Source organism: Parasedimentitalea marina (assembly GCF_004006175.1).
GTDB classification, from domain to species: domain Bacteria; phylum Pseudomonadota; class Alphaproteobacteria; order Rhodobacterales; family Rhodobacteraceae; genus Parasedimentitalea; species Parasedimentitalea marina.
The window spans coordinates 3,862,783-3,884,788 of the sequence record NZ_CP033219.1; the positions used below are offsets into that span (position 1 = coordinate 3,862,783).

A 22,006-nucleotide genomic window follows, 5' to 3' on the forward strand; every position below is an offset into this window, starting at 1 on the left:
TGCCAATCCGGCAGGCCAAACCCAATGACGTCGGTATTACAGAGGGGCTTCACAGCCCCTCTTTTTGTTTTCAGTTTGCTGCTGCCCGCGCCTCGAGCAATTGAGACAGCCAGTCCGGGTCCATTTCCGGCACCGAGCTAAGCAACAGTTCCGTATAGGGGTGGTGCGGCGGTTGGAACATCGCGGCCTTGCGGCCCTGCTCCACCACTTTGCCCTGCTGCATCACCACCACGTCATCGGCGATGGCCCGAACCGTGGCCAGATCGTGGGTGATGAACATATAGCCCAGATTGAACTCGGTCTGCAGGTTGTCCAGCAGCCGCAAGATGCCTTCGGCCACCAGCTGATCCAAGGCCGAGGTGACCTCGTCGCAGATAATGAACTTGGGCTCTGCGGCCAACGCTCGGGCAATACCGATCCGCTGCTTCTGGCCGCCGGACAGTTCAGACGGCAGGCGGTCAATATACTGATCCGGCTCCAGCTCGATCAGAGACAGCAGGCTGCGCACCCTTTCGTCCAGTGCCTTGCCCGTTAGACCCAGATACATCTGCGCCGGACGCCCAATCAGCTCGCGCAGGCGCAGCTTGGGGTTCAGTGCGGTATCTGCCATCTGATAGATCATCTGCACCTGGCGCAGCTGATCCCGATCACGGGATCGGTAATCCGAAGGCATCGGCTTGCCATCAAACAGCACCTCGCCCTTGCTGGGAGGCAGCAAACCGGTGATCACCCGCGCTGCTGTAGATTTACCCGATCCACTTTCTCCAACCACGGCAACGGTGCGGCCCTGATAGAAATCAAAGCTCACATCATCCAGCACCGTTGTTGACCCATACCCGGCGGTCACATTGCTGACCGAAACAACCGGAGTACCGGTGTCGGTCTCTTCGTGTTCTGCGCGGGCATAGCTTCGCACCGCCCATAACGACTTGGTGTAATCCTCTTGCGGGCTGGACAGCATGGTCCGGGTATCGGCCTCTTCGACCTCTTCGCCCTTTAGCAGCACCTTGATGCGGTCGGCCATCTGCGCCACCACCGCAAGGTCATGGGTGATGTAGATGGCGGCCGTGTTGAACTCTTCCACGATATTGCGGATCGCCGCCAAGACCTCGATCTGGGTGGTCACATCCAGCGCTGTGGTGGGTTCATCAAAAATGATCAGATCAGGACGACAGGCCATCGCCATCGCCGTCATGGCGCGTTGCAGCTGCCCGCCCGAGACCTGATGCGGATAGCGAAAGCCGATTTGCCCCGGTTCAGGCAATTGCATCTGCCCGTACAGGCTCGTCGCGTCAGACTCGGCCTGTTGCCGCGACATCACCCCGTGTACCACTGGACCTTCGCTGTATTGATCAATCAGCTTATGAGCCGGGTTGAAACTGGCCGCCGCTGATTGTGCCACATAGGCAATACGCTTGCCCAGCAAGGCGCGCTGTTCCTCCGGTTTGGCATTTCGCAGGTCGATACCGTCGAATTCGACAGTACCGTCACTGATCCGGCAACCATCGCGGGTAAAGCCCATAGCCGCCAGTCCAACGGTGGACTTACCAGCCCCGGATTCACCGATCAGGCCCAGAACCTCGCCCCGTTTCAGGTCAAGGTCGATGCCTTTGACAATCGGCGACCAGGTGTCTTCGCTTTGCCCTTCGATCCACAGATTGCGGATGGTCAGCAGGCGATCTTGTGTGTTGTCTTGCTCTGCCATCATCTATTCCTTCAATCCGCTGGATCTATGTAACTGCCAGTCGACAACAAAGTTGACCGCGACGGTCAGCAGCGCAATCGCACCAGCCGGCAAGAACGGTGTAAGGTCGCCAAAGGTGATCAGTGTTGCGTTGTCACGCACCATGCCACCCCAGTCGGCGGTGGGCGGCTGAATGCCCAGGCCAAGGAACGACAGGCCCGAGATTGCCAGGAACACAAAACAGAACCGCAAGCCGAATTCGGCCACCAGTGGCGCCATCGCATTGGGCAGGATCTCGCGGGTGATCAGCCACCATTTGCCTTCGCCACGCAGACGCGCGGCCTCGATGTAATCCATCACCACAATGCCCTGCGCCACAGACCGTGCCAGGCGGAAAACCCGTGTGGCATCGACGGTGGCAATCACCAGCACCAGCGACAGCACCGAGGTGCCAAAGATGGTCAGAAGCAACAGCGAAAAGATCAGCGACGGAATCGCCATCAGCACATCGACAAACCGGCTAAGCCCTTGATCTAGCCAGCCACCGACCACGGCCGCAAACAGTCCCAAAACGGTGCCGCCAAAAAACGCCAGTGCGGTAATAATAAACGCGATGCCAACCGTATTGCGGGCTCCGTAGATCATTCGGGTCAGCATATCGCGGCCCAGATTGTCGGTGCCCAACAAATAGGTCGAATCCCAGGGCAGGAACTCGCCCCCTACCACTTCGCTTTCGCCAAATGGGGCGATGACCGGTGCCAGCGCGGCGACCAGTACATAGATCAGAATGACCAGCAGGCCAAAGCTGGCCGTCAGTGGTGCCTTGCGCATCTCTTGCGCGTGCCGCTGCGGGGATACCGCCACAACAAAGGCCCGAAACAACCAGCCCAACGCCATAGCGCCAATCACAGCGACGGCGAACCAGAATAGTGTCGTTATAATACTCATGGTTTCCCCCTTAGCGCCGGTGCATCAGCCGCGGATTCGACAGGGTCGAAAGCACATCGGCAGTGAGATTGAGCAGGACATAAGCAGAGGCAAAAATCAGCGCCACGGCCTGCACCACGGGAATGTCGCGCCGCGACACGCTATCGACCATCAACTGGCCAAGACCGGGATAGACAAACACCACCTCGACCACGACCACACCGGTGATCAGATAGGCCAGGTTCAGGGCCACCACGTTGATGATCGGTGCCAGCGCATTGGGCAGCGCATGACGCAGGATCACCCGCATTGGGCTCATGCCTTTCAGCCGTGCCATCTCGATATAGGGGCTGGCCAGCAGGTTGATCAGGGCGGCGCGTGTCATCCGCATCATATGGGCTGTAACAACCAGGGTCAGGGTCAGGGCCGGCAAGAAGCAACGATAGAGCGTTTCACCAAAGCTGATACCGTCCGACAACCGGACAATCGACGGAAAGTAACCGGTCTGCGCGAACCAGAGGATCAGGATATAGGCGACAAAGAACTCAGGGAACGAGATCGACGTCAACGCCAGTGCGTTTGACATCCGGTCAAAGATTGAGTTGCGGAACAACGCGGCCAGAATGCCCAGCGTCAAGGACAGTGGCACCGCCATCGCGGCCGCATACAGTGCCAGGAACAGCGTATTGCCCAATCGCTTGGAAATCAGCTCTATCACTGGTTTTTGGTTGGCCAGGGAGTTTCCGAAATCCCCCTGCAACACGCCGCCGAGCCAGCTGACATACCGCGTGTAAAAAGGTTGATCGAGCCCCAGATCGCGGCGAATTGCGGCGATTGTTTCGGGCGTTGCGGATTGACCGAGAATGGCCTCGGCGAAATCGCCGGGCAACAATTCGGTGGCACCAAAGATCAACAGTGAGACCACAAAAAGCGTCAAAAACCCAAGGGCGAGACGCTGGGCGATCATGCGCCAAACATGTGCCATCTGTCCTAGTTCCTCCGTTTGTCCGGCGGCTTATTGTTTTTTGTCTGCCGCCTGGAAAGACAGCCCCGAAGCATATGCCTCGGGGCTGCAAGTATTTTTAAGTGTACCTAAATTTAGGCGAACCACCAGCGTTCTGCGACACGGAAGCCATCCATGGTCCAGTTTGGTGCGACCTTCTCAGGTGTAGCCACAGCAGTGGAATGCGCCATAACATAGCTGGCAAACATTGGGATAAGGGTACTGCCCTCGTCACGAACCAGACCCTGCATCTCGACATACATCTCACGACGCTTGTCATTGTCCAGCTCGGACCGTGCGGATGCCAGCAGCTCGTCAAAGCGGGCGTTCGACCAGAAGCTTTCGTTCCAGTTGACGCCAGATTTATAAGCGGTGCTGAACATCCAGTCTTCGGTTGGACGGCCACCCCAGTAGCTGGCGACAAATGGTTTCTGCATCCAAACGTTGGACCAGTAACCATCGCTTGGCTCGCGGGTTACTTTCAGATTGATCCCGGCAGCAGCCGATTTTTCCGACATCAGAACACCGGCGTCTACAGCGCCACCAAAGGCAGCATCGCTGACCGACAGGTCCAGATCGATCGAGGTAAGACCGGCCTGCTTGAGGTACCATTTCGCCTTGTCCGCGTCATAGGTGCGCTGCTCAATTGCATCACCCGCATGGAACCGGTTGGCGGTGCTGATTGGGTGGTCGTTGCCGACGGAGCCATAGCCGTTGAGGATCTTCTCAACCAGCTCTTCGCGGTCAACCGCGTGTTTCATCGCCATGCGCACGTTGTTGTCGCTGAACGGAGCCGCACGTGAATCCATTGGGAACACATAGTGCTGCGATCCGGTAACCGACAGAACGTTGATTTTAGAGGAGCGTTTCAGCAGGTGCACAGTGTTCAGATCAACCCGGTCGATCACATCAACCTGGCCACTGATCAAAGCGTTCTGACGGGCAGCGCCATCAACGATTGGCAGCAGTTCAATGCCGTCGAAATGCGCCCGGTCGGTTTTCCAGTAGTTCGGGTTGCGGGTCATCCGCGCTTCGACGCCGGCCTCAAAGTTATCAACGACATATGCACCACAGCCGTCAGTCGAAGTCGGGTCAATCGACCCATCGACAGCTGGCATGATCGCAATGTGGTAGTCAGACATGATGAACGGGAAGTCGGCATTGCCGGCGTCCAGCGTAACAACCACGGTGTGGCTGTCGGTCGCCTTGATATCAGTGATGCCATCCACGATTGGTTTGGCAGCCGATGTACTGTCCTCGCCACGGTGGAAGTTGATCGAGGCAACAACATCTTCCGCAGTCACGTCTTTACCCGAGTGGAATGTGACGCCCTGGCGGATCTTGAAGGTCCAGGTTGCGGCGTCGGCAGAAGCTTCCCAGCTTTCGGCGATTTCAGGCTGCAACGCGCCGTCGGCGTCGATTTCGGTCAGGTAGTTGTGACGCGAAGTTGCAAACACCTGCGAATAGGCATTGTCCCAAGAGCCCGGATCCAAGCTGTCCGAAGTGCTACCATGGCCCATGCCAATACGCAGGATTCCACCTTTTTTGGGTTCAGCCTTCGCTGCACGCATGCTCGCCGGCAGGATCAAAGCCGCTGCGCCCAGCGCTGTTGCACCGCGTAGCACACTCCGCCGGGTCAGGCCCGTGCGATTGTTTGAGTTTGTCATGTTATTCCTCCACTATTATTTCGTCGGCATTTTGTTGTTATTGTCGGATACTGCAACAAGTATTCAGTGCCATCCATGTTCTAAAGCTTCGTCCTGCGTGTCTGCAAAAGCGTCGCAAAACGTTCAGCCACCGCCGTACACTGGCCTTCAGGATAGCTTTGCTTGGGAGCCCTGTCGGGTCAAACACGACCTGTGCCAGCAGGCATGCGACCTGAAACCGTTTGAAAGTGTTCTTGAAAAGCCAGGGGTTTTGCCCAAATCGCCTTGTATCAAAGCGCCTTTGGCCCAATAGAGTCCGCAAAACGGGCGTGCTGCTCTTCATGAACCGGTCTGGCCTCCCCTTTGACTGGCACGATTGGCGGGACCTCGGCGCGAAGGCAACCCCAAAAATAATTCTTCAGTAGATGACCTTAAGGTAGGAAAGAACACCTGAAACCTATTTAACTTATTGTAATTAAGCGATTTCAATCAAAAATGGCGGTGTCGTTATTCGACATTTTCGCTTAATTCTTCTTAGCCGGCCACTGCGGCAGACACAGCAGCACCTAACAATCCCGCGAAACGCACCATATTGCGCGGGACTGTATAGGTGCATTTTCATGTCAATTTGTGCCTGCTATCGGCGGGTTTAACGATGCGTGACACAACCTGACTCATAGGAACGGCAGCTCGACAAGCTCCGCTGAAACCGACCCGCTGGCGCGCATGATCTCAACAGTTTCGCCCGCGGCCACGGTCCGATCAATCAGGGCATAGCCAATATTCTGCGACATCCGATACGACCAGACACAATTGGTCATGTCACCGATCAGGCGTCCGTTGTGAAAGATCTTCTCTCTGGAGAACCCCAGCGGAGCAGGTACATCCCCCTCCAGTTTCAGTCCCAGCTGATGCCGTTTCGGCCCCTCTTTGGCGATCCGCCGCAACGCATGAATGCCAATGGTGTCATCGGGCACATCAAGGTCCACATATTGCCCCAGACGTACCTCGAACGGGTTGGTTTGTTCATCGGTATCACCGCCAACCGACACCAGTCCACTTTCGGTGCGCTCGGGTGTGGAGGGCGATCCCGGTCCGATGCCATAGGGGGCGCCGGCCTCTTTGATGATATTCCACAGCTGGTCGCCCTTGGTGCCATCCCGCAGGTAAATCTCAAACCCGCCTTGTTTCGACCAGCCCGAGCGTTGAACGGCCACCGGAATGCCTTCAATCTCGGTCTCGCGGAACCAAAAGTATTTCACCGACCGCACCCAATCACCAAAGATCGACGCAATCACATCTTCGGCCAGCGGCCCCTGCACGGCCAAGGGCGACACATCCGGTTCGCTAATGTCGACATCCAGCCCCCGTTCCCCTGCAATGGAACGTGCCCAGAGCCAGACATCACTGTCCGCAATCGAGAACCAGAACTTGTCTTCGGCCAGCTTCAGCAGGATCGGGTCATTAATCAACACACCCGCATGATTGCACATCGGTATGTATTTCCCCTGCCCGATTTTGCACTTGCTCAGGTCGCGCGGGCTAAGGATCTGCGCCAGACGCGCCGCGTCCGGACCACTGATTTGCACTTGCCGTTCCACTCCGACGTCCCACATCGACACCCGATTGATCAGGCGCCAATACTCAGCCTCTGGCGCGCCAAAACTACCGGGCAGGATCATCCGGTTATAAATAGATCCCGTGCTCAACCCTTCGGCCTGAACAGCGTCGAAAAAGGGCGATGGGCGCAACCGCGCAGAAGGGAGAATCGAAAACACCAGGCAGTTCCTTTATAACGGAGTGTCAGGCACTGTTGGTCCGGCTCCAGCGGGAACTCAAACGACAAATTCGCAGGGTCAGCCCCTCTTAAAGTTATGGCACTTCGGCAAAGGTTTATGCAGTTCGCAATCACGCGAAATTTTGTCGCATTCAGGCGCGAGACGCGATTATTTTGACTTCCCAATAGCCCAACTGCCGTTGTGTCGAGGTTTGCCATGAGCCGAAAAATGCCCAATTTAACCTGGCTGCGTGCCTTTGAGGCCTCGGCGCGGCATCTCAGCTTTACCAATGCAGCCGCAGAACTGCATCTGACCCAGGCCGCCGTTAGCAAACAAGTCAAGCTGCTCGAGCAGTTCTTTGGTGAATTGCTGTTTGAACGGCGCGCCCGCAGTCTGGTAATCACCAAAGTTGGCGAAGCCTATCTGCCCAAAGTGCGCGACGGATTTGCCCGGCTTGAGGCCGGCACCACCGAGGTGTTTGGCAACCGTTTGACCGAAGTTCTGACAGTCCGCGCCGCCATAGGCTTTTCCGTCGGCTGGATTGCGCAGCGACTGTCAGGATATACTCAGGCCCATCCCGATCGCCCCCTGCGCCTGGTCTCAAGTGTCTGGAACGAGTCTCCCGAGCAAGCGATGTCCGATTTCGACATCCGCTATGGGTCTGGACACTGGCCCGGGGTCATCTCAGACCGGTTGACCTGGGAAGTGTTAGAACCGCTCTGCGCGCCCTCCCTGTTGGAAAGTGGCGCGCCGCTGAACAGTCCCGAGGACCTGCGGCACCACTGCCTATTGCACGTGATGGGCTACGAGGAAGGTTGGGCAACCTGGATTGGGGCCAATGGGGTTGTGGACATTTCTGCCGGTCAGGGGCTTCAGTTCGACACATCGATCATGGCGATGGAATTTGCCGCCAACGGTGGTGGTATTGCATTGGGGCGCTCATCGATGGCCACGCAAATGCTGAACAGCGGCAGGTTGGTACGACCATTTGCAAAGCCGATCCCAATAGAAGAGGCCTTTTACCTGACCGCCCCAGCAGGCGGTCGCCCGCATCCCGGCGCGGCAGAGTTCCGGGACTGGCTTTTGGCCGAGGCCGAAGCGGATCCCGAAAATCGCCGCGCCCGCGCCATTCTCAACGACAGCCGTGGCCCGTCAGAGATCGGCTAAGCGCCATTGACCCGGCCGCGCCTGGTGGTGGTACGTGCCGCCACAGCAAAGCCCGCACCAAGGGGGAGTTGGCACGGGCATGCACAGCGAGAGTTTTACTGTGGGTTCAAACCCCATCAAAAAACCAGGCTGTTTTCTGTTGTGGATCAAGCATCCACCGAATTGACCACATCGGCGAATTTCTTGAAGAATTTCCCCGCCAGCTTTTTTGCGGTGCTTTGTATCAAGCGGCTGCCGAACTGGGCCAGTTTGCCTCCGATTTCTGCCTTGGCGGTGTAGGTCAGAACTGTGCCACCATCGACCGCCTCAAGCGTGACATCGGCGCCGCCTTTGGCGTGTCCAGCCGTGCCACCGTTGCCCTGTCCGGTTAGCGAAAATGCATTCGGCGCACCGGATGTGTCCAACTGAACTGTCCCCGCGAACCTGGCTTTGACCGGACCGATCTTCAGCACCACCTTCGCCTCAAGGTCAGTGTCTGAATGCTTGATCAACTCCTCACAGCCTGGGATGCACTGACTTAGAATGTCCGGGTCATTCAGCGCCTGATACACCTGCGCCACCGGGGCATTGATGGTGATTTCGTCTTTTAGTTCCATGTGTCGGTCCTTTTAACAGCAGGGGAATTTGATAGAGGACAAAACATCGGCCTGGTCTTTGGTCAGGGCTTTAGACCTGATCCATGTCACCAATCGCTCTACGAGTGTTTTCACAAAGCGCCCTCCGGTTTTGATGGCCGGGACTGGCCAACTGTATGCAATATGCCGTTATACTTAATCATCGCCGGGGGTTTCCCCGCGCCGCTCACGGCGCCGCTCGCTGGTAAGCTGGGCAATGATCGACAAAGCAATTTCGTCAGGGGTCACCGCATGGATCGCCAGACCAGCCGGCGCATGAACCCGCGCCAACGCCGCCTCGGATATGCCCTCAGCCGCCAGTTTTTCGGCGAGCGACGCAAATTTTCGGCGGCTGCCGACAAAGGCGATGAACACGTTCGGTATCGCCAGCGCACTGCGCAGGCTGGCCAGATCCTCCCGGCCTTGGGTGGCCACGACGATCATCCGCCCAGCCGCCGGCAACGGGGTCGGCTCTGTGTTGTCCGGCACAGGTCTGGAAATATCCCAGTGGAACGTCTCGGCCAGGCCGGCCAACGCAACGGCAACCGGCGAGGTGCCAAATATGACCAATTCCGGCAGTGGCAAAACCGTTTCCACAAAGATGTCGATTGATCCCTTTGACGGGCAACCATTGCGCGCAAACCGCATGCCGTCGACATCGTCACCAGCCGCAACACCTTTCTGGTCCAGCACGTCTTGGGGATGCAGCGAGATCAGCTGCGGTTGCTGTTCCTCCATGGCACGCTTGGTCGCCTTGACCAGGGCGCCGCGCACGCAACCGCCGCCAATCCAGCCCTGCAAGATAACACCGTGCGCATCCAGCAAGGCCTTGGCGCCGGGCTTGGCCGCTGTCGCGCCGGCAGTGCGGATCACTGTCGCAATGGCAAAAGGCTCGCCCCGCGCGCGCAGATCCTGTGCCAGTGCCGCAATATCCGTATCTGTCAGTTCAGCAGGTGTCATAACCGGACCAGCTCCGGTTCAAGCGCCGCCAGATCAGCCAGCGTATTGGCCGCGCGAAACAGATCCAGATGCGGCAAAGCAGCCGCCATACCACGCGCCACCGGCTCATATCCATCCCAGCCTTTCAGCGGGTTCAGCCAAATGATTTTGCAGCCACGCCTCTTCAATGCAGACAGCGCATCGCTGATCAAATCCGGAGTGTCGGTATCATAGCCATCCGACAAAATCATAACCACCGTGCGACCATCGACAAAACGACGGGCATAACCGCGTGCGAAATCCGTCAGTGACCCACCAATCCGCGAGCCCCCCCCAAAGCCATCCGCCAGCAGCGACAACCGACCCAGCGCCCGCATCGCATCACGATCCCGCAGCGCATCCGATATCCGCACAAGGCGGGTGTGAAACAGATAGGCATCCGCCGTGTCATCCCCACGCATCAGCCCGGCAATAAAAGCCAGAAACACCTGCGCATAGACCGTCATCGACCCCGAGACATCGCAGATCGCCACAATCTTCAATGGCCGCTCCGGTCTCTTTTTCCTGGGCAGGCGCAACGGCTCACCACCAGTGGCCAGGCTTTGCCGGATCAATTTACGGAAATGAATCTGATCCCCCCTGCGGGCTGCCTTACGCCTGCGCGAGCGGCGGTCGCGCAGCGCGGCCCCCAGATTGCGGGCGATCTTTTGCGCCTCAGCGATATCCTCAGGATCCACCAAATCGCGCAGGTCTTTCTTAAGCGTCGCCGCCACCAGGCTCGCGACCAGTTTGCCCTCGCCGTCGGCTTCACTTTCGCCCTCACCACCGTCTGGGGTAGACAAAGCCCCCGCTCCAGCGGCCTGATTTTCGGTTTTGGCATTGCGCGAGGAATGCACGGCATCATCGCCAGTCTGTGCTGTCGGAATAACCTTCTGCAAGACCCGCCCCCCGTTCAACCAAAAGGCATCGAACAGGTCATCAAAACTCTGCACGTCTTCGGCACTGCCAGTACAGACCGCCCGCAAGGCATGACGCGCGGCAACTGGATCTGCGGCGGTGACATGGGTCAGTGCCGACAGCGCGGTGGCCGTCTCGCCGACGCCCAGACGCAGGCCATGGCTGCGCAGATGCGCCATAAACCCCGCCATCCGAGCCGCCGGCCCGGGATCACGCGCGGCAAATTTGCTGACCCGGCTCATGCGGCAACCCCGGCCAGTCGCTGCGTTATCTCAGTCGTGATATTGTCGCGATCCCTTTGTGTCTTCAACAGCGTCGACAGGCTGGCCTGCAGCAGCACCGGATCATCCGTCAGGTCTGCAATACCCAGCCCCATCAGGGCGGCAGCAAAGTCCAGCATCTCGGCAATACCAGGCGTCTTTTCCAGTCCCTCTTTGCGCAGCGATTGCACAAAACCGATGATCTGCCGACCCAGCGCCGCCTCCACCTCCGGGCAACGCGCTTTTAGGATCGCCAGCTCGGTGGCCCGGTCGGGGTACTCCACATGGGCATACAGGCACCTGCGCCGCAGCGCATCACTCAGATCCCGGGTGCCATTGGCCGTCAGGATAACAATCGGACGCGAAGTTGCGGTTATAGTACCCATTTCGGGAATGGTGATCTGAAATTCAGACAGCACCTCAAGCAGATAGGCCTCAAATTCCTCATCGGCGCGATCAATCTCGTCGATCAGCAAAACCGGAGGAACTTTCTGCCGGATCGCCTTTAACAGCGGCCGTTCCAGCAGAAACTCATCCGAGAAAATCCGCTCTTCAACCGCCCGACCGGTGACACCATCCTCGGCAGCAGCCCGGATCGACAGCAACTGGCGCTGATAGTTCCACTCGTAAATCGCCTGCGAGGCATCCAGCCCCTCATAACATTGCAACCGGATCAACGCAGTGTCCCGCACGCTGCTGATGGCACGGGCCAGATCGGTTTTGCCGACACCGGCGGCCCCTTCCAGCAGCAGTGGACGACCAAGCGAGATCGCCAGATGCATGGCAACGGCCAGATCATCACCCGCAATATAGCCCGTTGCCGCCAGCGCGACTTGCAGCTCAATATGCGTCAATCCGAAGATCCTCTTTCATCTGGCTAAAAATATCCCGGGGGAGGTCCGGAGGGGGCCGCGCCCCCTCCGGTGATCGGACCGGCGTTAGCCGGTCCGACACCCTCAGCCATGCAGGCCCAGCTCATTGGCAGTGCGCCAGATCCGCCAGTGGTCATGCGGCATGTTGGTGTGACGCAGTCCAAAGGCGCGGAACGCATCATGCACCGCATTCGAGAAACAGGGCACGCCGCCCACATGCGGGCTTTCCCCAACGCCCTTGGCCCCAATCGGATGATGCGGGCTGGGCGTGACCGTATGGTCCGTTTCGTAGTTTGGAACTTCCCAGGCCGTGGGCAGGAAGAAGTCCATCAAGGTGCCGGTTTTGACATTGCCCTGCTCATCATAGGCAATCTCCTGCCCCAAAGCGACGGCGAGAGCCTCGGTCAAACCGCCATGGACCTGCCCTTCGATGATCATCGGGTTGATCCGTGTGCCGCAGTCATCCAGCGCATAGAAGCGGCGGATTTCTGTGACACCGGTATCCACATCGATATCCATCACACAGACATAGGCACCAAACGGATAGGTCATATTGGGCGGATCGTAATAGCTGACCGCCTCCAGTCCGGGCTCCAGCCCGGGAATGGCCTGATTGTAGGCGGCAAAGGCAATTTCTTTCATCGTCTTGAACCGCTCAGGCGCGCCTTTCACCGCAAAACGATCAACGTCAAACTCTACATCATCGTCATGCACTTCCAGCAGATAGGCCGCGATCATCTGCGCCTTGGCGCGGATCTTGCGCCCCGCCATCGCCGTGGCCGCCCCCGCAACCGGAGTGGACCGTGACCCATAGGTGCCCAACCCGTAAGGCGCGGTATCAGTGTCGCCTTCCTCGATGGTGATGCTGTCGGCAGGCAGGCCAATTTCGCTGGCCAGGATCTGTGCAAAGGTGGTCGCGTGTCCCTGCCCCTGGGAAATCGTCCCCAGCCTTGCAATCGCCGAGCCGGTGGGGTGGATGCGGATTTCGCAGCTGTCGAACATGCCAAGCCCAAGGATGTCGCAGTTCTTGACCGGTCCGGCGCCGACAATTTCGGTAAAGTGGGTCAGACCAATGCCCATCAGTTTGCGGGTTTCACCACGCTTGAACGCCTCGACCCGTTCCGCCTGCTCTTTGCGCAGGCCCTGATAGCCCACGGCCTCCATCGCCTTATCCCAGGCCCGGTGATAATCGCCGCTGTCATACTCCCAGCCCAGCGCGGACTGATACGGGAATTGCTCCTTCTTGATAAAGTTGATCCGGCGCAGTTCTGCCGCATCCATGTCCAGCTCAATCGCCAGCACTTCGATCATACGTTCAATGAAATACACCGCCTCGGTCACCCGGAAGGAACAGCGATAGCTGACCCCACCCGGAGCCTTGTTGGTATAGACCCCATCCACCGCCAGATAAGCGGTCGGAATGTCATAAGAACCGGTACAGATATTCATAAAACCAGCCGGGAACTTGGTCGGGTCCGCACAGGCATCAAAGCCACCGTGGTCGGCCGTCACCTGGCAGTGCAGCCCGGTGATCTTGCCTTCTTTGGTCGCCGCTATCTTGCCGGTCATCCAATAGTCACGGGCAAAGGCCGTGGTCATCAGGTTTTCAATCCGGTCTTCGACCCACTTCACCGGCTTTCCGGTGACAATCGAGGCCACAACCGAGCAGACATACCCGGAATAAGCCCCGACCTTATTGCCGAAGCCGCCGCCAATATCCGGTGAGATCACCCGGATGTTATGCTCTTCAATCCCCGAAATCAGCGACACTACGGTACGGATCGCGTGGGGGGCCTGAAAGGTCCCATAGAGCGTCAGCTTGCCCGTCACCGCATCCATCGAGGCAACCGCGCCGCAGGTTTCCAGCGGGCAAGGATGGGTGCGGTGGTAATACATGCTCTCGGTGACCACGACCTCGGCACTGTCCAACACCTGATTGGTCGCCTCTTCCTCGCCCTGTTCCCAGGTGAAGATATGGTTGTGGTGCTTGCGCGGGCCATGGGCGCCCTCGGTCTGGCCCTCCAGATCCTCGCGCAGGACCACATCCGAGTTCAGTGCCTCAAACGGATCTGTCAGAACCGGTAGTTCTTCGTATTCGACCTCGACCAGTTCAACCGCATCAGCGGCGATATAGCGGTCATTGGCCACCACATAGGCAACTTCCTGGCCCTGAAACAGCACCTTGCCGTCCGCCAGAACCATCTGTTTGTCACCGGCCAATGTTGGCATCCAGTGCAGCCCCAATGGGGCGAGATCTTCGGCGGTCAGAACGGCAACCACTCCGGGCAGCGCCAGTGCTGCCTCTTTGTTGATCGAGATGACACGGGCATGGGCATACGGCGAGCGGACAAAGTCACCGTGCAGCATGCCCGGCAGCTTGATGTCATCGACATAATTGCCCTTGCCCTGAACAAAGCGGACATCTTCAACGCGCTTGCGCGAACAGCCCAGACCTTTGAGATTGGTGGAGCGTTCTTTGCTATCGGGGGTCAGGTCGTTCATTGGGCCGCCTCCTTGGCGCTGTTCAGCTCACTTGCGGCAGAGAGGATTGATTTGACGATGTTCTGATAGCCAGTGCAGCGGCAAATATTGCCCGACATGCCAAAGCGCACGTCTTCCTCGGTTGGGTTGGGGTTTTCTTCCAGCAGTTTGGTGGCGCGGGTGATCATACCCGGCGTACAGAAACCACATTGCAACCCATGATGTTCACGAAACGATTCCTGCAACACGTGCAGGGCGTCCGGCTTGCCGATGCCTTCGATCGTGGTGATTTCAGCGCCATTGGCCTGAGCCACAAACATGGTGCAGGATTTCACCGATTTGCCGTCAATCGTCACCGTACAGGCCCCACAATGCGAGGTGTCGCAGCCCACGTGCGGGCCGGTGATATTCAAATGTTCGCGCAGGGCGTAGATCAGCAGCTCGCGGGGCTCAGCCAGAAACTCACGGTCTTCGCCGTTTACGTTTAGCTTTACGTGCATCTTGTCAGTCATAATTTTCGCCCCTTAAGCCCGTTGCCAGGCGCGCTCAATCGCGCGAGATAGAATGATACCGGCCACATGACGCTTGAACGCCACGGGTCCACGGTTGTCTTCGGTTGGGTCAATGTCGCCCAGCATCGCAGCGACTGCGGCCTTCACCGCCGCACTGCCACAGGCAGATCCCACCAGCGCGGCGCCTGCGGCTTCGGACCAGACCGGCACATCGCTGAGGTTGGTCATTGCAATCGAAGCCGAGGCCACCTGCCCGCCCGACTTGGTCATCTGAACCGCCGCCGCAGCGGTGGCGTAATCGCCGATCTTGCGCTTTTGCTTTTCATAGGCAAAGCCGCCTGCGGGGACGTTGAAAGAGATAGAGACCAGAACTTCGTCATCTTCGCGGTCGGTCATATAGGCGGATTCGTAATAATTGCGCGCCGCAACACGGCGACTGCCTTCGGGGCCAAGCAGTTCGATTTCAGCATCCAGGCATTGCATCACGCCGGGCATATCGTTGCCGGGATCGCCATTGGCGACATTGCCGCCGATTGTGCCCATGTAACGCACCTGGGGATCCGCGATCTGCAGCGCTGCCTCACGCAGGATCGGAGCGGCAGCATTTAGCCCCTCGTGATTGATCAACTCATGCTGGCTGACCATCGCGCCCAGCGATATCCGCCCCCCACTGATCGAGATGTCGCCAAGGCCGCTGACATCCTGAAGGTCGATCAGATGCGGCACCTCGGCCATCCGCAATTTCATCATTGGGATCAGGCTATGCCCCCCTGCCATTACGCGGGCATCGTCACCGTGTTCTTCTAATAATGCGATCACATCGTCCATGTTTTTGGGTCGATAGTAATCAAATGCTGCTGGTATCATTGCTGGCTCCCCCCTGCTGCACAGTTCATCTGGCTGGAGTCCAACAAAGAATACGGCAACCCGTGGCGGCCATACATTTCCCTTGAAAGCAGTGGGTTTCTGCACGAAATGCGCGTCAGATCGCACGAAATGCGCGGTCAGACTCCTAGGGTGCTCCGCACGATAGACAATCGCGACCGGCTAACCGGAACCCGTTCCAGCTTGGTCACATTGAAGTGACACACCCCGTTGTCCTTAAGCCGCTCAAAACTGCTGACAAAAGCCGGGTTGATCAGGTAACTTCGATGGGTTTTCAGAAACGGCCCCGGCGACAATCGTTTCTCGGCCTCGGTGATCGACCAGTGGCAAAACAGCTTGCCGGTGGCGGTGTAGAGACTGGTATAGTGGCCCTCGGCATGGATCACCGCAATCTCATCGGTATTCACAAACTGGGTCCGCCCCTCTTGTTCATAAGGCACCCGTATGACTGCCGGTGCGATGTCGGGAACGTCACTCACCTCAGGCGGCAGCTCACCGTCAGGGCTTACGTCTGTGTCTGACGGCGACAAAAAGGTGATACCCGTCAGCAAGAAGGCCCCACATAACACAAAGCTGGTCAGGACCACGCCGATGGCCATTATCTCGTTACTGATAAGTGGTCCGGCTTCCACAACGGACACAACAGCCGTGAAACTGGTGCCGGATACCGCAATGAAATGGACCGAGACAACGGCCGAGCCAAACACCAGAGTGCCGGCAATGATGTTGCGGTCGGTGCGTTTGCCATAGGCAATCATAAAAGCGGCCACGTTCAGCACGCACGAAGAGGTCACCGCCAGCGCCAACCCCAAAGGGGTATACAGCGCCTGACAGTATTCCAGCCCCGCCATGCCGATGTAATGCATCGCCAGTACACCCAGCCCAACGATCACCCCCGACAGGATCAGCGTCGACCGGGTGCGTTTCCAGAAATGCAGGATCAGCAGGGCCAGCCCCACCACAAGGATAGCAACCAATGCAGAAGCCAGCGTAATGGTCGGATCATAATAAAACAGAATAGGCAGCTGCAGGCCAAGCATCGCCACAAAATGCATAGACCAGATGCCACCGCCCAAGGACAGCGCAGCCAGGGCCACCAGTATTTTCTTGTGCACCACGCTGCGCTCGGACAGCCCCTTGGTCAGAGACAATCCTGTAAATCCGGCCATCAACGCCACAAGCAACGAGGCGAAAACAAGCCAGGGATTATGCGTGTAGTCCAGATACTGCATGCGCCCTAGCTACCCAGTCGCTCAACACGTTTCAAGGGCGCAGCAGCCGGCAGAACCACTAAAGGTCGATGCATGAATTTAAGCACTCAACCTGAAACATCAGGCTAAGTGCTTAAATACCAACTGAGAAAGACAATCAGCTGCTGAAACTTTCTTAGCTGTTGGGTCGGACCCGTGCGGCGCTTTTGTCCGCAAAGGCGGCCAGACGGGCACGCGCATCAGGTTGCGTATTCACCACACCTGCCACCACGGCCTCGGCATAGGCGGCGTCCATCGCTGACATGTTCTGCATGTGGCTAACAGCCGAGCAGATCGCGAAATTCGACAATGGCAGGTTTTGGGCGGCTTGGCGCGCCAGTTCCATCGCACGATCCAGGCTGGAACCCTCGACGATATACTGGGCCAGTCCAAGATCAACGGCCTCTTGTCCCTGATAAACACGGCCCGTCAGCATCATGTCGATCATACGGGACTTGCCCACCAGATCGGTCACACGGATGGTGGCACCGCCACCGGTGAACAACCCGCGCTGACCTTCGGGAAGGGCAAAATAGGCGGTTTGATCCATCACCCGGATATGGGCTGAACTGGCCAATTCCAGACCGCCGCCAACAACCGCACCCTGCAGCGCAGCAATGACGGGAACACCGCCGTACTCCATCTTGTTGAAGGCTTCGTGCCAGCGCAGGCAGACATGCATAAAGTCAGCCGGTCCGCGGTCCGCATCGTGATGCTCGATCAGATCAAGCCCGGCACAAAAGTGATCGCCAGCGCCCGCAAGGACCACAGCCCGCACACCAGCGCGCGGCGCAGCCGAGAAGAAATCAACCAGTTCTTCAATGGTGTCGATATCCAGCGCGTTGCGCTTTTTGGGGCGGTTCAGCGTCACAACCCAGACCCCATCGTCATGTGCTTCGATGGCAAGGTTGGTAAAGCGGGCGAGGTCAATCTGCAGGGTCATGGAAGGAGTCCTTTTAGCAGGATAGAATAGGGGAGTGATCGGTTTTGACAGTTAAAATACCAGGTCGAGCAAGCTGCTAGCACCCTTGACGATCCGGTCGCGTTGTACTTGGGTTTCAGGCAGGACGTGATCGGCATAAAACCGGGCGGTGGCGATTTTGGCTTTCATGAACGACGGGTCATCGCCGGCTGTGATGGCCTTTTCAGCAGCAACAACAGAGCGGGCCAGTTGCCAGCCCGCGATCAGGTTGCCAGCCAACATCAGATAGGGAACACCACCCGAAAAGGCTGCATTAGGGTCTGATCTGCCAGACTCTAACATATGATCGACAACAGTCAGGAAGGCAGCACGTGACTGTGACAGTTGCGCCGCGATGGACTGGGCTGTGGGTGATCCCTGATGTAGGTCCTGCTCGGTTTGTTCGATCATCATGGCCAGCCGCTGCGCCGTTGCGCCGCCATCGCGCAGGGTTTTGCGGCCGATCAGATCGTTGGCCTGAATAGCCGTTGTGCCCTCGTAGATCGGCAGGATGCGGGCATCGCGATAATGCTGCGCCGCGCCAGTTTCCTCGATGAATCCCATACCACCATGCACCTGCACCCCAGCCGAGGCGACCTCGATACTCATCTCGGTGCAATAGCCTTTGACAAGCGGCACCAGGAATTCGTGAACGGCGACCGCCTCGGCCCGGGCCTCGGGGGTTTCGCCATGCAGGGCCAGATCCTGCCAGCCGGCGGTAAAGGCGGCCATGGCACGGGAGCCTTCGGTCAAGGCCCGCATCCGCGCCAATAAGCGGCGCACATCGGGGTGATTGACGATGGCGACGGCCTCGTGCGACGAGCCATCAACCGGGCGGCCCTGAATGCGGTCTTTGGCATAGGCCAGCGCCTGTTGTGTGGCCCGTTCGGCCACCGCAACACCTTGCAAACCCACAGCGTAGCGCGCGGCGTTCATCATCTTGAACATATAGCCCAGACCCGCGTTTTCCTCGCCAATCAGGATGCCGGTCGCGCCTTCAAATTCCAGCACCGCGGTCGGGCTGGCCTTGATGCCCAATTTGTGTTCGATGCTTTGGCACCGCACAGCGTTGCGCGCGCCCAGGGTGCCATCCGGGTTGACCATGAACTTTGGCACCAGAAACAGACTGATACCTTTGACACCCGCAGGTGCATCCGCCGTGCGCGCCAACACCAGATGAATGGTGTTTTCCGACATGTCATGTTCGCCGTATGTGATAAAAATCTTGGTGCCGGTGATCTGATACGAGCCGTCCTTTTGACGGTCTGCCCGGCTGCGCAGCAGGGCCAGGTCACTGCCTGCCTGCGGTTCGGTCAGGTTCATCGTTCCGGTCCATTTGCCGGAAATCAGATTGGCCAGATAGGTGGCTTTTGTCTCGGCTGATCCCTCGGTCAACAGCGCTTCGATCGCGCCGTCGGTCAACAACGGACACAAAGCAAAGCTCATGTTGGCGGCGTTCAAGATTTCAGTGGCGGCGGCGCCGACAACCCGTGGCAAGCCCTGACCACCGAACGCCTCCGGATGTGGCAGGCTTTGCCACCCCATATCAACGAACTGCGCATAGGCGGCGTCAAACCCGGCCGGCAGAACCACTTTGCCATTTTCAAACCGTGAACCGACCTCATCACCCGGGGCGTTCAGTGGCGCGACTTGTTCCGCGCAGAACCGCCCCAGTTCCGACAAAACAGCATCGACATCGTCCAAGTCCAGTGTGCCGTAAGGCGGCAGGTCATTCACCTCTGTCCAACCCGAGAGGTGCTTGACGTTGAAAAGCATGTCTTTGATGGGCGCCTCAAAAGTCATCGGCTGATCTCTCTCACTGGATTTGCTATTCCAGCCAGATATATGAACTCTTACAGGCTGACTATCTCTCTTACGGACGCAAAACTTGCATAAAGTGACAAACCTTGCGACAGATTGGCTATTATGACACCTGAACATCACTCACCGATCCTGCCCACTGTCTCGCGTGCCTTTCTAGAGGATTGGCTGTCCGCCCTGCGCACCTATTGCCCGCCACCGCAACTGGCAGGTTTTCTGGATCAGATCGGGCTGGCCAACACGGTGCAACCCCATGCCCGGGTGACCCATGATCAGATCGTGCGACTGTACCAATTGGTTGCTGTGGAAACCGGGGACGAAATGATGGGTCTGTGGAGCCGCACTGTCCGCACCGGCGCGCTTAAGCATCTCTGTGCTTCGGTGCGCGGCGCGTCTTCCCTGTCGGCAGCGCTGTTTCGCTTTTCGTCATTTTGGAACCTGATACTGGATGACTATGCCGTGAAGCTAGAGTCCGAGGGGGATGCGTTGCGGGTGCTACTGGTGCCGCGTGGAGATCAGACTGCCCAACGATTTGGCCATATGCTGTTGCTGAAGTTGGCCCACGGGATTGCCTCGTGGTTGACCGGCCGCGAGTTGCCCCTACGCGATGTCAGCTTTGGTTTCGCGCGTCCCGATTTCGCCGAAGATTACCCCATCCTCTTCCCCGCGCCGATCCGTTTTGGGCAACCACAATCATCCATCACCATTGACGGGTTGCTGGGCAGTCTGCCGGTGTCGCGCAGCGAGGCCGAGACCCAGGATTTCTTAGCCCGCGCGCCGCGCGATTGGATCTTCACCAGCTCTCGCGAGCACGCCCTGCCCCTGCGTCTGCGGGAACTTCTGCTGCTGTCGGACCGTCTGGATTATCACCTGAACGATGCAGCGCAGGTGTTGAACCTGACACCGCGGACCCTGATCCGACGACTTGATGCGGACAGCACATCGTTTCAGGGGATCAAAGACGGATTGCGCCGCGACATCGCAATCCGCGATTTATCGCATGGGACAAAAAGCATCGAGGCGATCTCACAAGACATCGGCTTTGCCTCCTCCGCCAATTTTCACCGCGCTTTTAAGCGGTGGACTGGCGTGACACCCGGAACTTACCGGCGCGGCGGCATGCATCTGTGATCCATTCAGGCAGGTTTATCTGTGGTCATGTCGCTATTTATCCCGCACCTGGCGGTCCACTTATATGCCCAACCCGAATGTCGTAAATGATCGCCCGGTCAGTCAAAGTCAGCCGTTGGGAGTGTTCCGTGTCGACCACAATCCGTTGCGAGGGTGTGGGCAGGGGGTTCATAAAATGACGCTCACAAAACACCGCCCCCGGTGCGGCCACCGCAATGATACCATCCCAGCAGGCTGCATAGGCTTGCGCATCGCAATACGACCCAAAATCCGACAGTGAAAACCTGTCAATATCTTCGACGCCCAGTCGTGCCAGATCCGTATATCCGCCATCGACGATCCGCAGGCGGGACAGCGAGGCGCGAATATGGTCAAAGTTCTCTGGCAACAGATGCAGGGGCAGCGCCATGGGCAGACTGTTTCGCCCCCTGAGGATCAACGAGGCAAAGTCGCTTTCACGAAACAGGAATGTCCCTGCCGCCCGTGCAAACGCCCCGGCAAGGCGGTGTTCCACCTGCTCAGCTGAGGGGAGAAATGCGCCGCCGGGTTCGCCGATGACCTTGGTCCAGACCCAGGGACGGCCCAACAATCGGATCGAGCTGCGCCAGATGCGATCATCAAAACGGCGCGCCCAAATGTCTTTCTGCGTTTCGATATCCTTGGCGGCGAACAAGTGGTCGATGGATTTGCCGCGGATCAACCGAATGCCAAACGCCCCAAAGCGCAACACTTTTTCCCAGCGTCCCGCGTACCAAATACCGCGACGAATGCTGCGTTTCCGCCTTTCCCAGAACAGCTGTGTAGAGGCCGGCAGGGCCTGCGCGACCCGCTCATGCAGGGCCCAGCGATCGGTGCAGGATGTGATCCCAAGATAGGCAAGCAGGTCCGGATGGGACAGGGTTTGAATGGCCGCAATTTTCAGGCGCAGCAGTTCATTCTGGGTCGGATTGATGTCAATCGCGATAACCTCTTTGGCCTCGGACAACAGCATATCCAGCGGTCTTGTGCCACTTCCGGTTATACACAAAAGCCGGTTTGCCGGCCCCGACAGCGCTGCCAACTCGGTCCGGCCATCCTCGTTGGACGAGGTAAAGTTCAATGCGGAAAAAAATGTCATC

Annotated in this window: 18 protein-coding genes; 2 read left to right on the forward strand and 16 right to left on the reverse strand. The window is 58.1% G+C overall.

Annotated features, from left to right (window positions below; all coding sequences use genetic code 11):
- Nucleotides 1-70 precede the first annotated feature (70 nt).
- From EBB79_RS18585 to EBB79_RS18605, 5 genes are all read right to left on the reverse strand, one after another.
- Nucleotides 71-1,705 carry an ABC transporter ATP-binding protein gene (locus EBB79_RS18585; RefSeq protein WP_127750321.1) on the reverse strand — a complete coding sequence of 545 codons (1,635 nt, stop codon included), beginning with the start codon at nt 1,703-1,705 and terminating at the stop codon, nt 71-73.
- Nucleotides 1,706-1,708: 3 nt separating this feature from the next.
- A complete protein-coding gene (locus tag EBB79_RS18590; protein ID WP_127750322.1) occupies nt 1,709-2,632 on the reverse strand; it encodes an ABC transporter permease in 924 nt (307 codons plus the stop codon).
- A gap of 10 nt (nt 2,633-2,642) precedes the next feature.
- Nucleotides 2,643-3,596 (reverse strand): ABC transporter permease, encoded by a 954-nt coding sequence (locus EBB79_RS18595; protein ID WP_127750323.1) that lies wholly within the window; start codon nt 3,594-3,596, stop codon nt 2,643-2,645.
- A gap of 113 nt (nt 3,597-3,709) precedes the next feature.
- On the reverse strand, nt 3,710-5,281 hold the full coding sequence (locus EBB79_RS18600) for an ABC transporter substrate-binding protein (protein ID WP_127750324.1): 1,572 nt from the start codon (nt 5,279-5,281) through the stop codon (nt 3,710-3,712).
- A 653-nt stretch (nt 5,282-5,934) separates the two neighbouring features.
- Nucleotides 5,935-7,038 (reverse strand): glycine cleavage T C-terminal barrel domain-containing protein, encoded by a 1,104-nt coding sequence (locus tag EBB79_RS18605; protein WP_127750325.1) that lies wholly within the window; start codon nt 7,036-7,038, stop codon nt 5,935-5,937.
- A 228-nt stretch (nt 7,039-7,266) separates the two neighbouring features.
- Between EBB79_RS18605 and EBB79_RS18610 the strand changes: the two genes are divergently transcribed.
- Complete coding sequence (locus tag EBB79_RS18610; protein ID WP_238704948.1) at nt 7,267-8,205, forward strand: LysR substrate-binding domain-containing protein; 939 nt, start codon at nt 7,267-7,269, stop codon at nt 8,203-8,205.
- Nucleotides 8,206-8,351: 146 nt separating this feature from the next.
- On the opposite strand, the gene EBB79_RS18615 is transcribed toward EBB79_RS18610, so the two are convergent.
- The 10 genes from EBB79_RS18615 to EBB79_RS18660 form a co-directional block, all read right to left on the reverse strand.
- Nucleotides 8,352-8,801 carry an SRPBCC family protein gene (locus EBB79_RS18615; protein ID WP_127750327.1) on the reverse strand — a complete coding sequence of 150 codons (450 nt, stop codon included), beginning with the start codon at nt 8,799-8,801 and terminating at the stop codon, nt 8,352-8,354.
- Nucleotides 8,802-8,975: 174 nt separating this feature from the next.
- On the reverse strand, nt 8,976-9,779 hold the full coding sequence (locus EBB79_RS18620; protein WP_127750328.1) for an XdhC family protein: 804 nt from the start codon (nt 9,777-9,779) through the stop codon (nt 8,976-8,978).
- Entirely contained in the window at nt 9,776-10,957 is a 1,182-nt protein-coding gene (locus EBB79_RS18625; protein ID WP_127750329.1) for a vWA domain-containing protein, read from the reverse strand. Before EBB79_RS18625 ends, EBB79_RS18620 begins: the two co-directional genes overlap by 4 nt.
- Nucleotides 10,954-11,829: an AAA family ATPase gene (locus EBB79_RS18630; RefSeq protein WP_127750330.1), complete on the reverse strand. Its 876-nt coding sequence runs from the start codon at nt 11,827-11,829 to the stop codon at nt 10,954-10,956. Before EBB79_RS18630 ends, EBB79_RS18625 begins: the two co-directional genes overlap by 4 nt.
- 102 nt (nt 11,830-11,931) lie before the next feature.
- Nucleotides 11,932-14,349: an aerobic carbon-monoxide dehydrogenase large subunit gene (locus EBB79_RS18635; protein WP_127750331.1), complete on the reverse strand. Its 2,418-nt coding sequence runs from the start codon at nt 14,347-14,349 to the stop codon at nt 11,932-11,934.
- Nucleotides 14,346-14,840 carry a (2Fe-2S)-binding protein gene (locus EBB79_RS18640; protein WP_127750332.1) on the reverse strand — a complete coding sequence of 165 codons (495 nt, stop codon included), beginning with the start codon at nt 14,838-14,840 and terminating at the stop codon, nt 14,346-14,348. Before EBB79_RS18640 ends, EBB79_RS18635 begins: the two co-directional genes overlap by 4 nt.
- Nucleotides 14,841-14,852: 12 nt before the next feature.
- Nucleotides 14,853-15,707 (reverse strand): FAD binding domain-containing protein, encoded by an 855-nt coding sequence (locus EBB79_RS18645; RefSeq protein ID WP_127750333.1) that lies wholly within the window; start codon nt 15,705-15,707, stop codon nt 14,853-14,855.
- A gap of 137 nt (nt 15,708-15,844) precedes the next feature.
- The gene (locus EBB79_RS18650; protein ID WP_127750334.1) at nt 15,845-16,957 is read right to left on the reverse strand and encodes an MHYT domain-containing protein; all 1,113 of its coding nucleotides are present in this window, start codon (nt 16,955-16,957) and stop codon (nt 15,845-15,847) included.
- Nucleotides 16,958-17,111: 154 nt separating this feature from the next.
- Nucleotides 17,112-17,918 carry a crotonase/enoyl-CoA hydratase family protein gene (locus EBB79_RS18655; protein ID WP_127750335.1) on the reverse strand — a complete coding sequence of 269 codons (807 nt, stop codon included), beginning with the start codon at nt 17,916-17,918 and terminating at the stop codon, nt 17,112-17,114.
- 51 nt (nt 17,919-17,969) lie between these two features.
- On the reverse strand, nt 17,970-19,739 hold the full coding sequence (locus tag EBB79_RS18660; RefSeq protein ID WP_127750336.1) for an acyl-CoA dehydrogenase family protein: 1,770 nt from the start codon (nt 19,737-19,739) through the stop codon (nt 17,970-17,972).
- Nucleotides 19,740-19,862: 123 nt separating this feature from the next.
- On the opposite strand from EBB79_RS18660, the gene EBB79_RS18665 reads away from it, so the two are divergent.
- Nucleotides 19,863-20,888 carry an AraC family transcriptional regulator gene (locus tag EBB79_RS18665; protein WP_127750337.1) on the forward strand — a complete coding sequence of 342 codons (1,026 nt, stop codon included), beginning with the start codon at nt 19,863-19,865 and terminating at the stop codon, nt 20,886-20,888.
- 37 nt (nt 20,889-20,925) lie between these two features.
- Here EBB79_RS18665 and EBB79_RS18670 read toward each other — a convergent pair whose 3' ends face one another.
- Nucleotides 20,926-22,005 carry a DUF3419 family protein gene (locus tag EBB79_RS18670; RefSeq protein ID WP_127750338.1) on the reverse strand — a complete coding sequence of 360 codons (1,080 nt, stop codon included), beginning with the start codon at nt 22,003-22,005 and terminating at the stop codon, nt 20,926-20,928.
- Nucleotide 22,006: the final 1 nt, after the last annotated feature.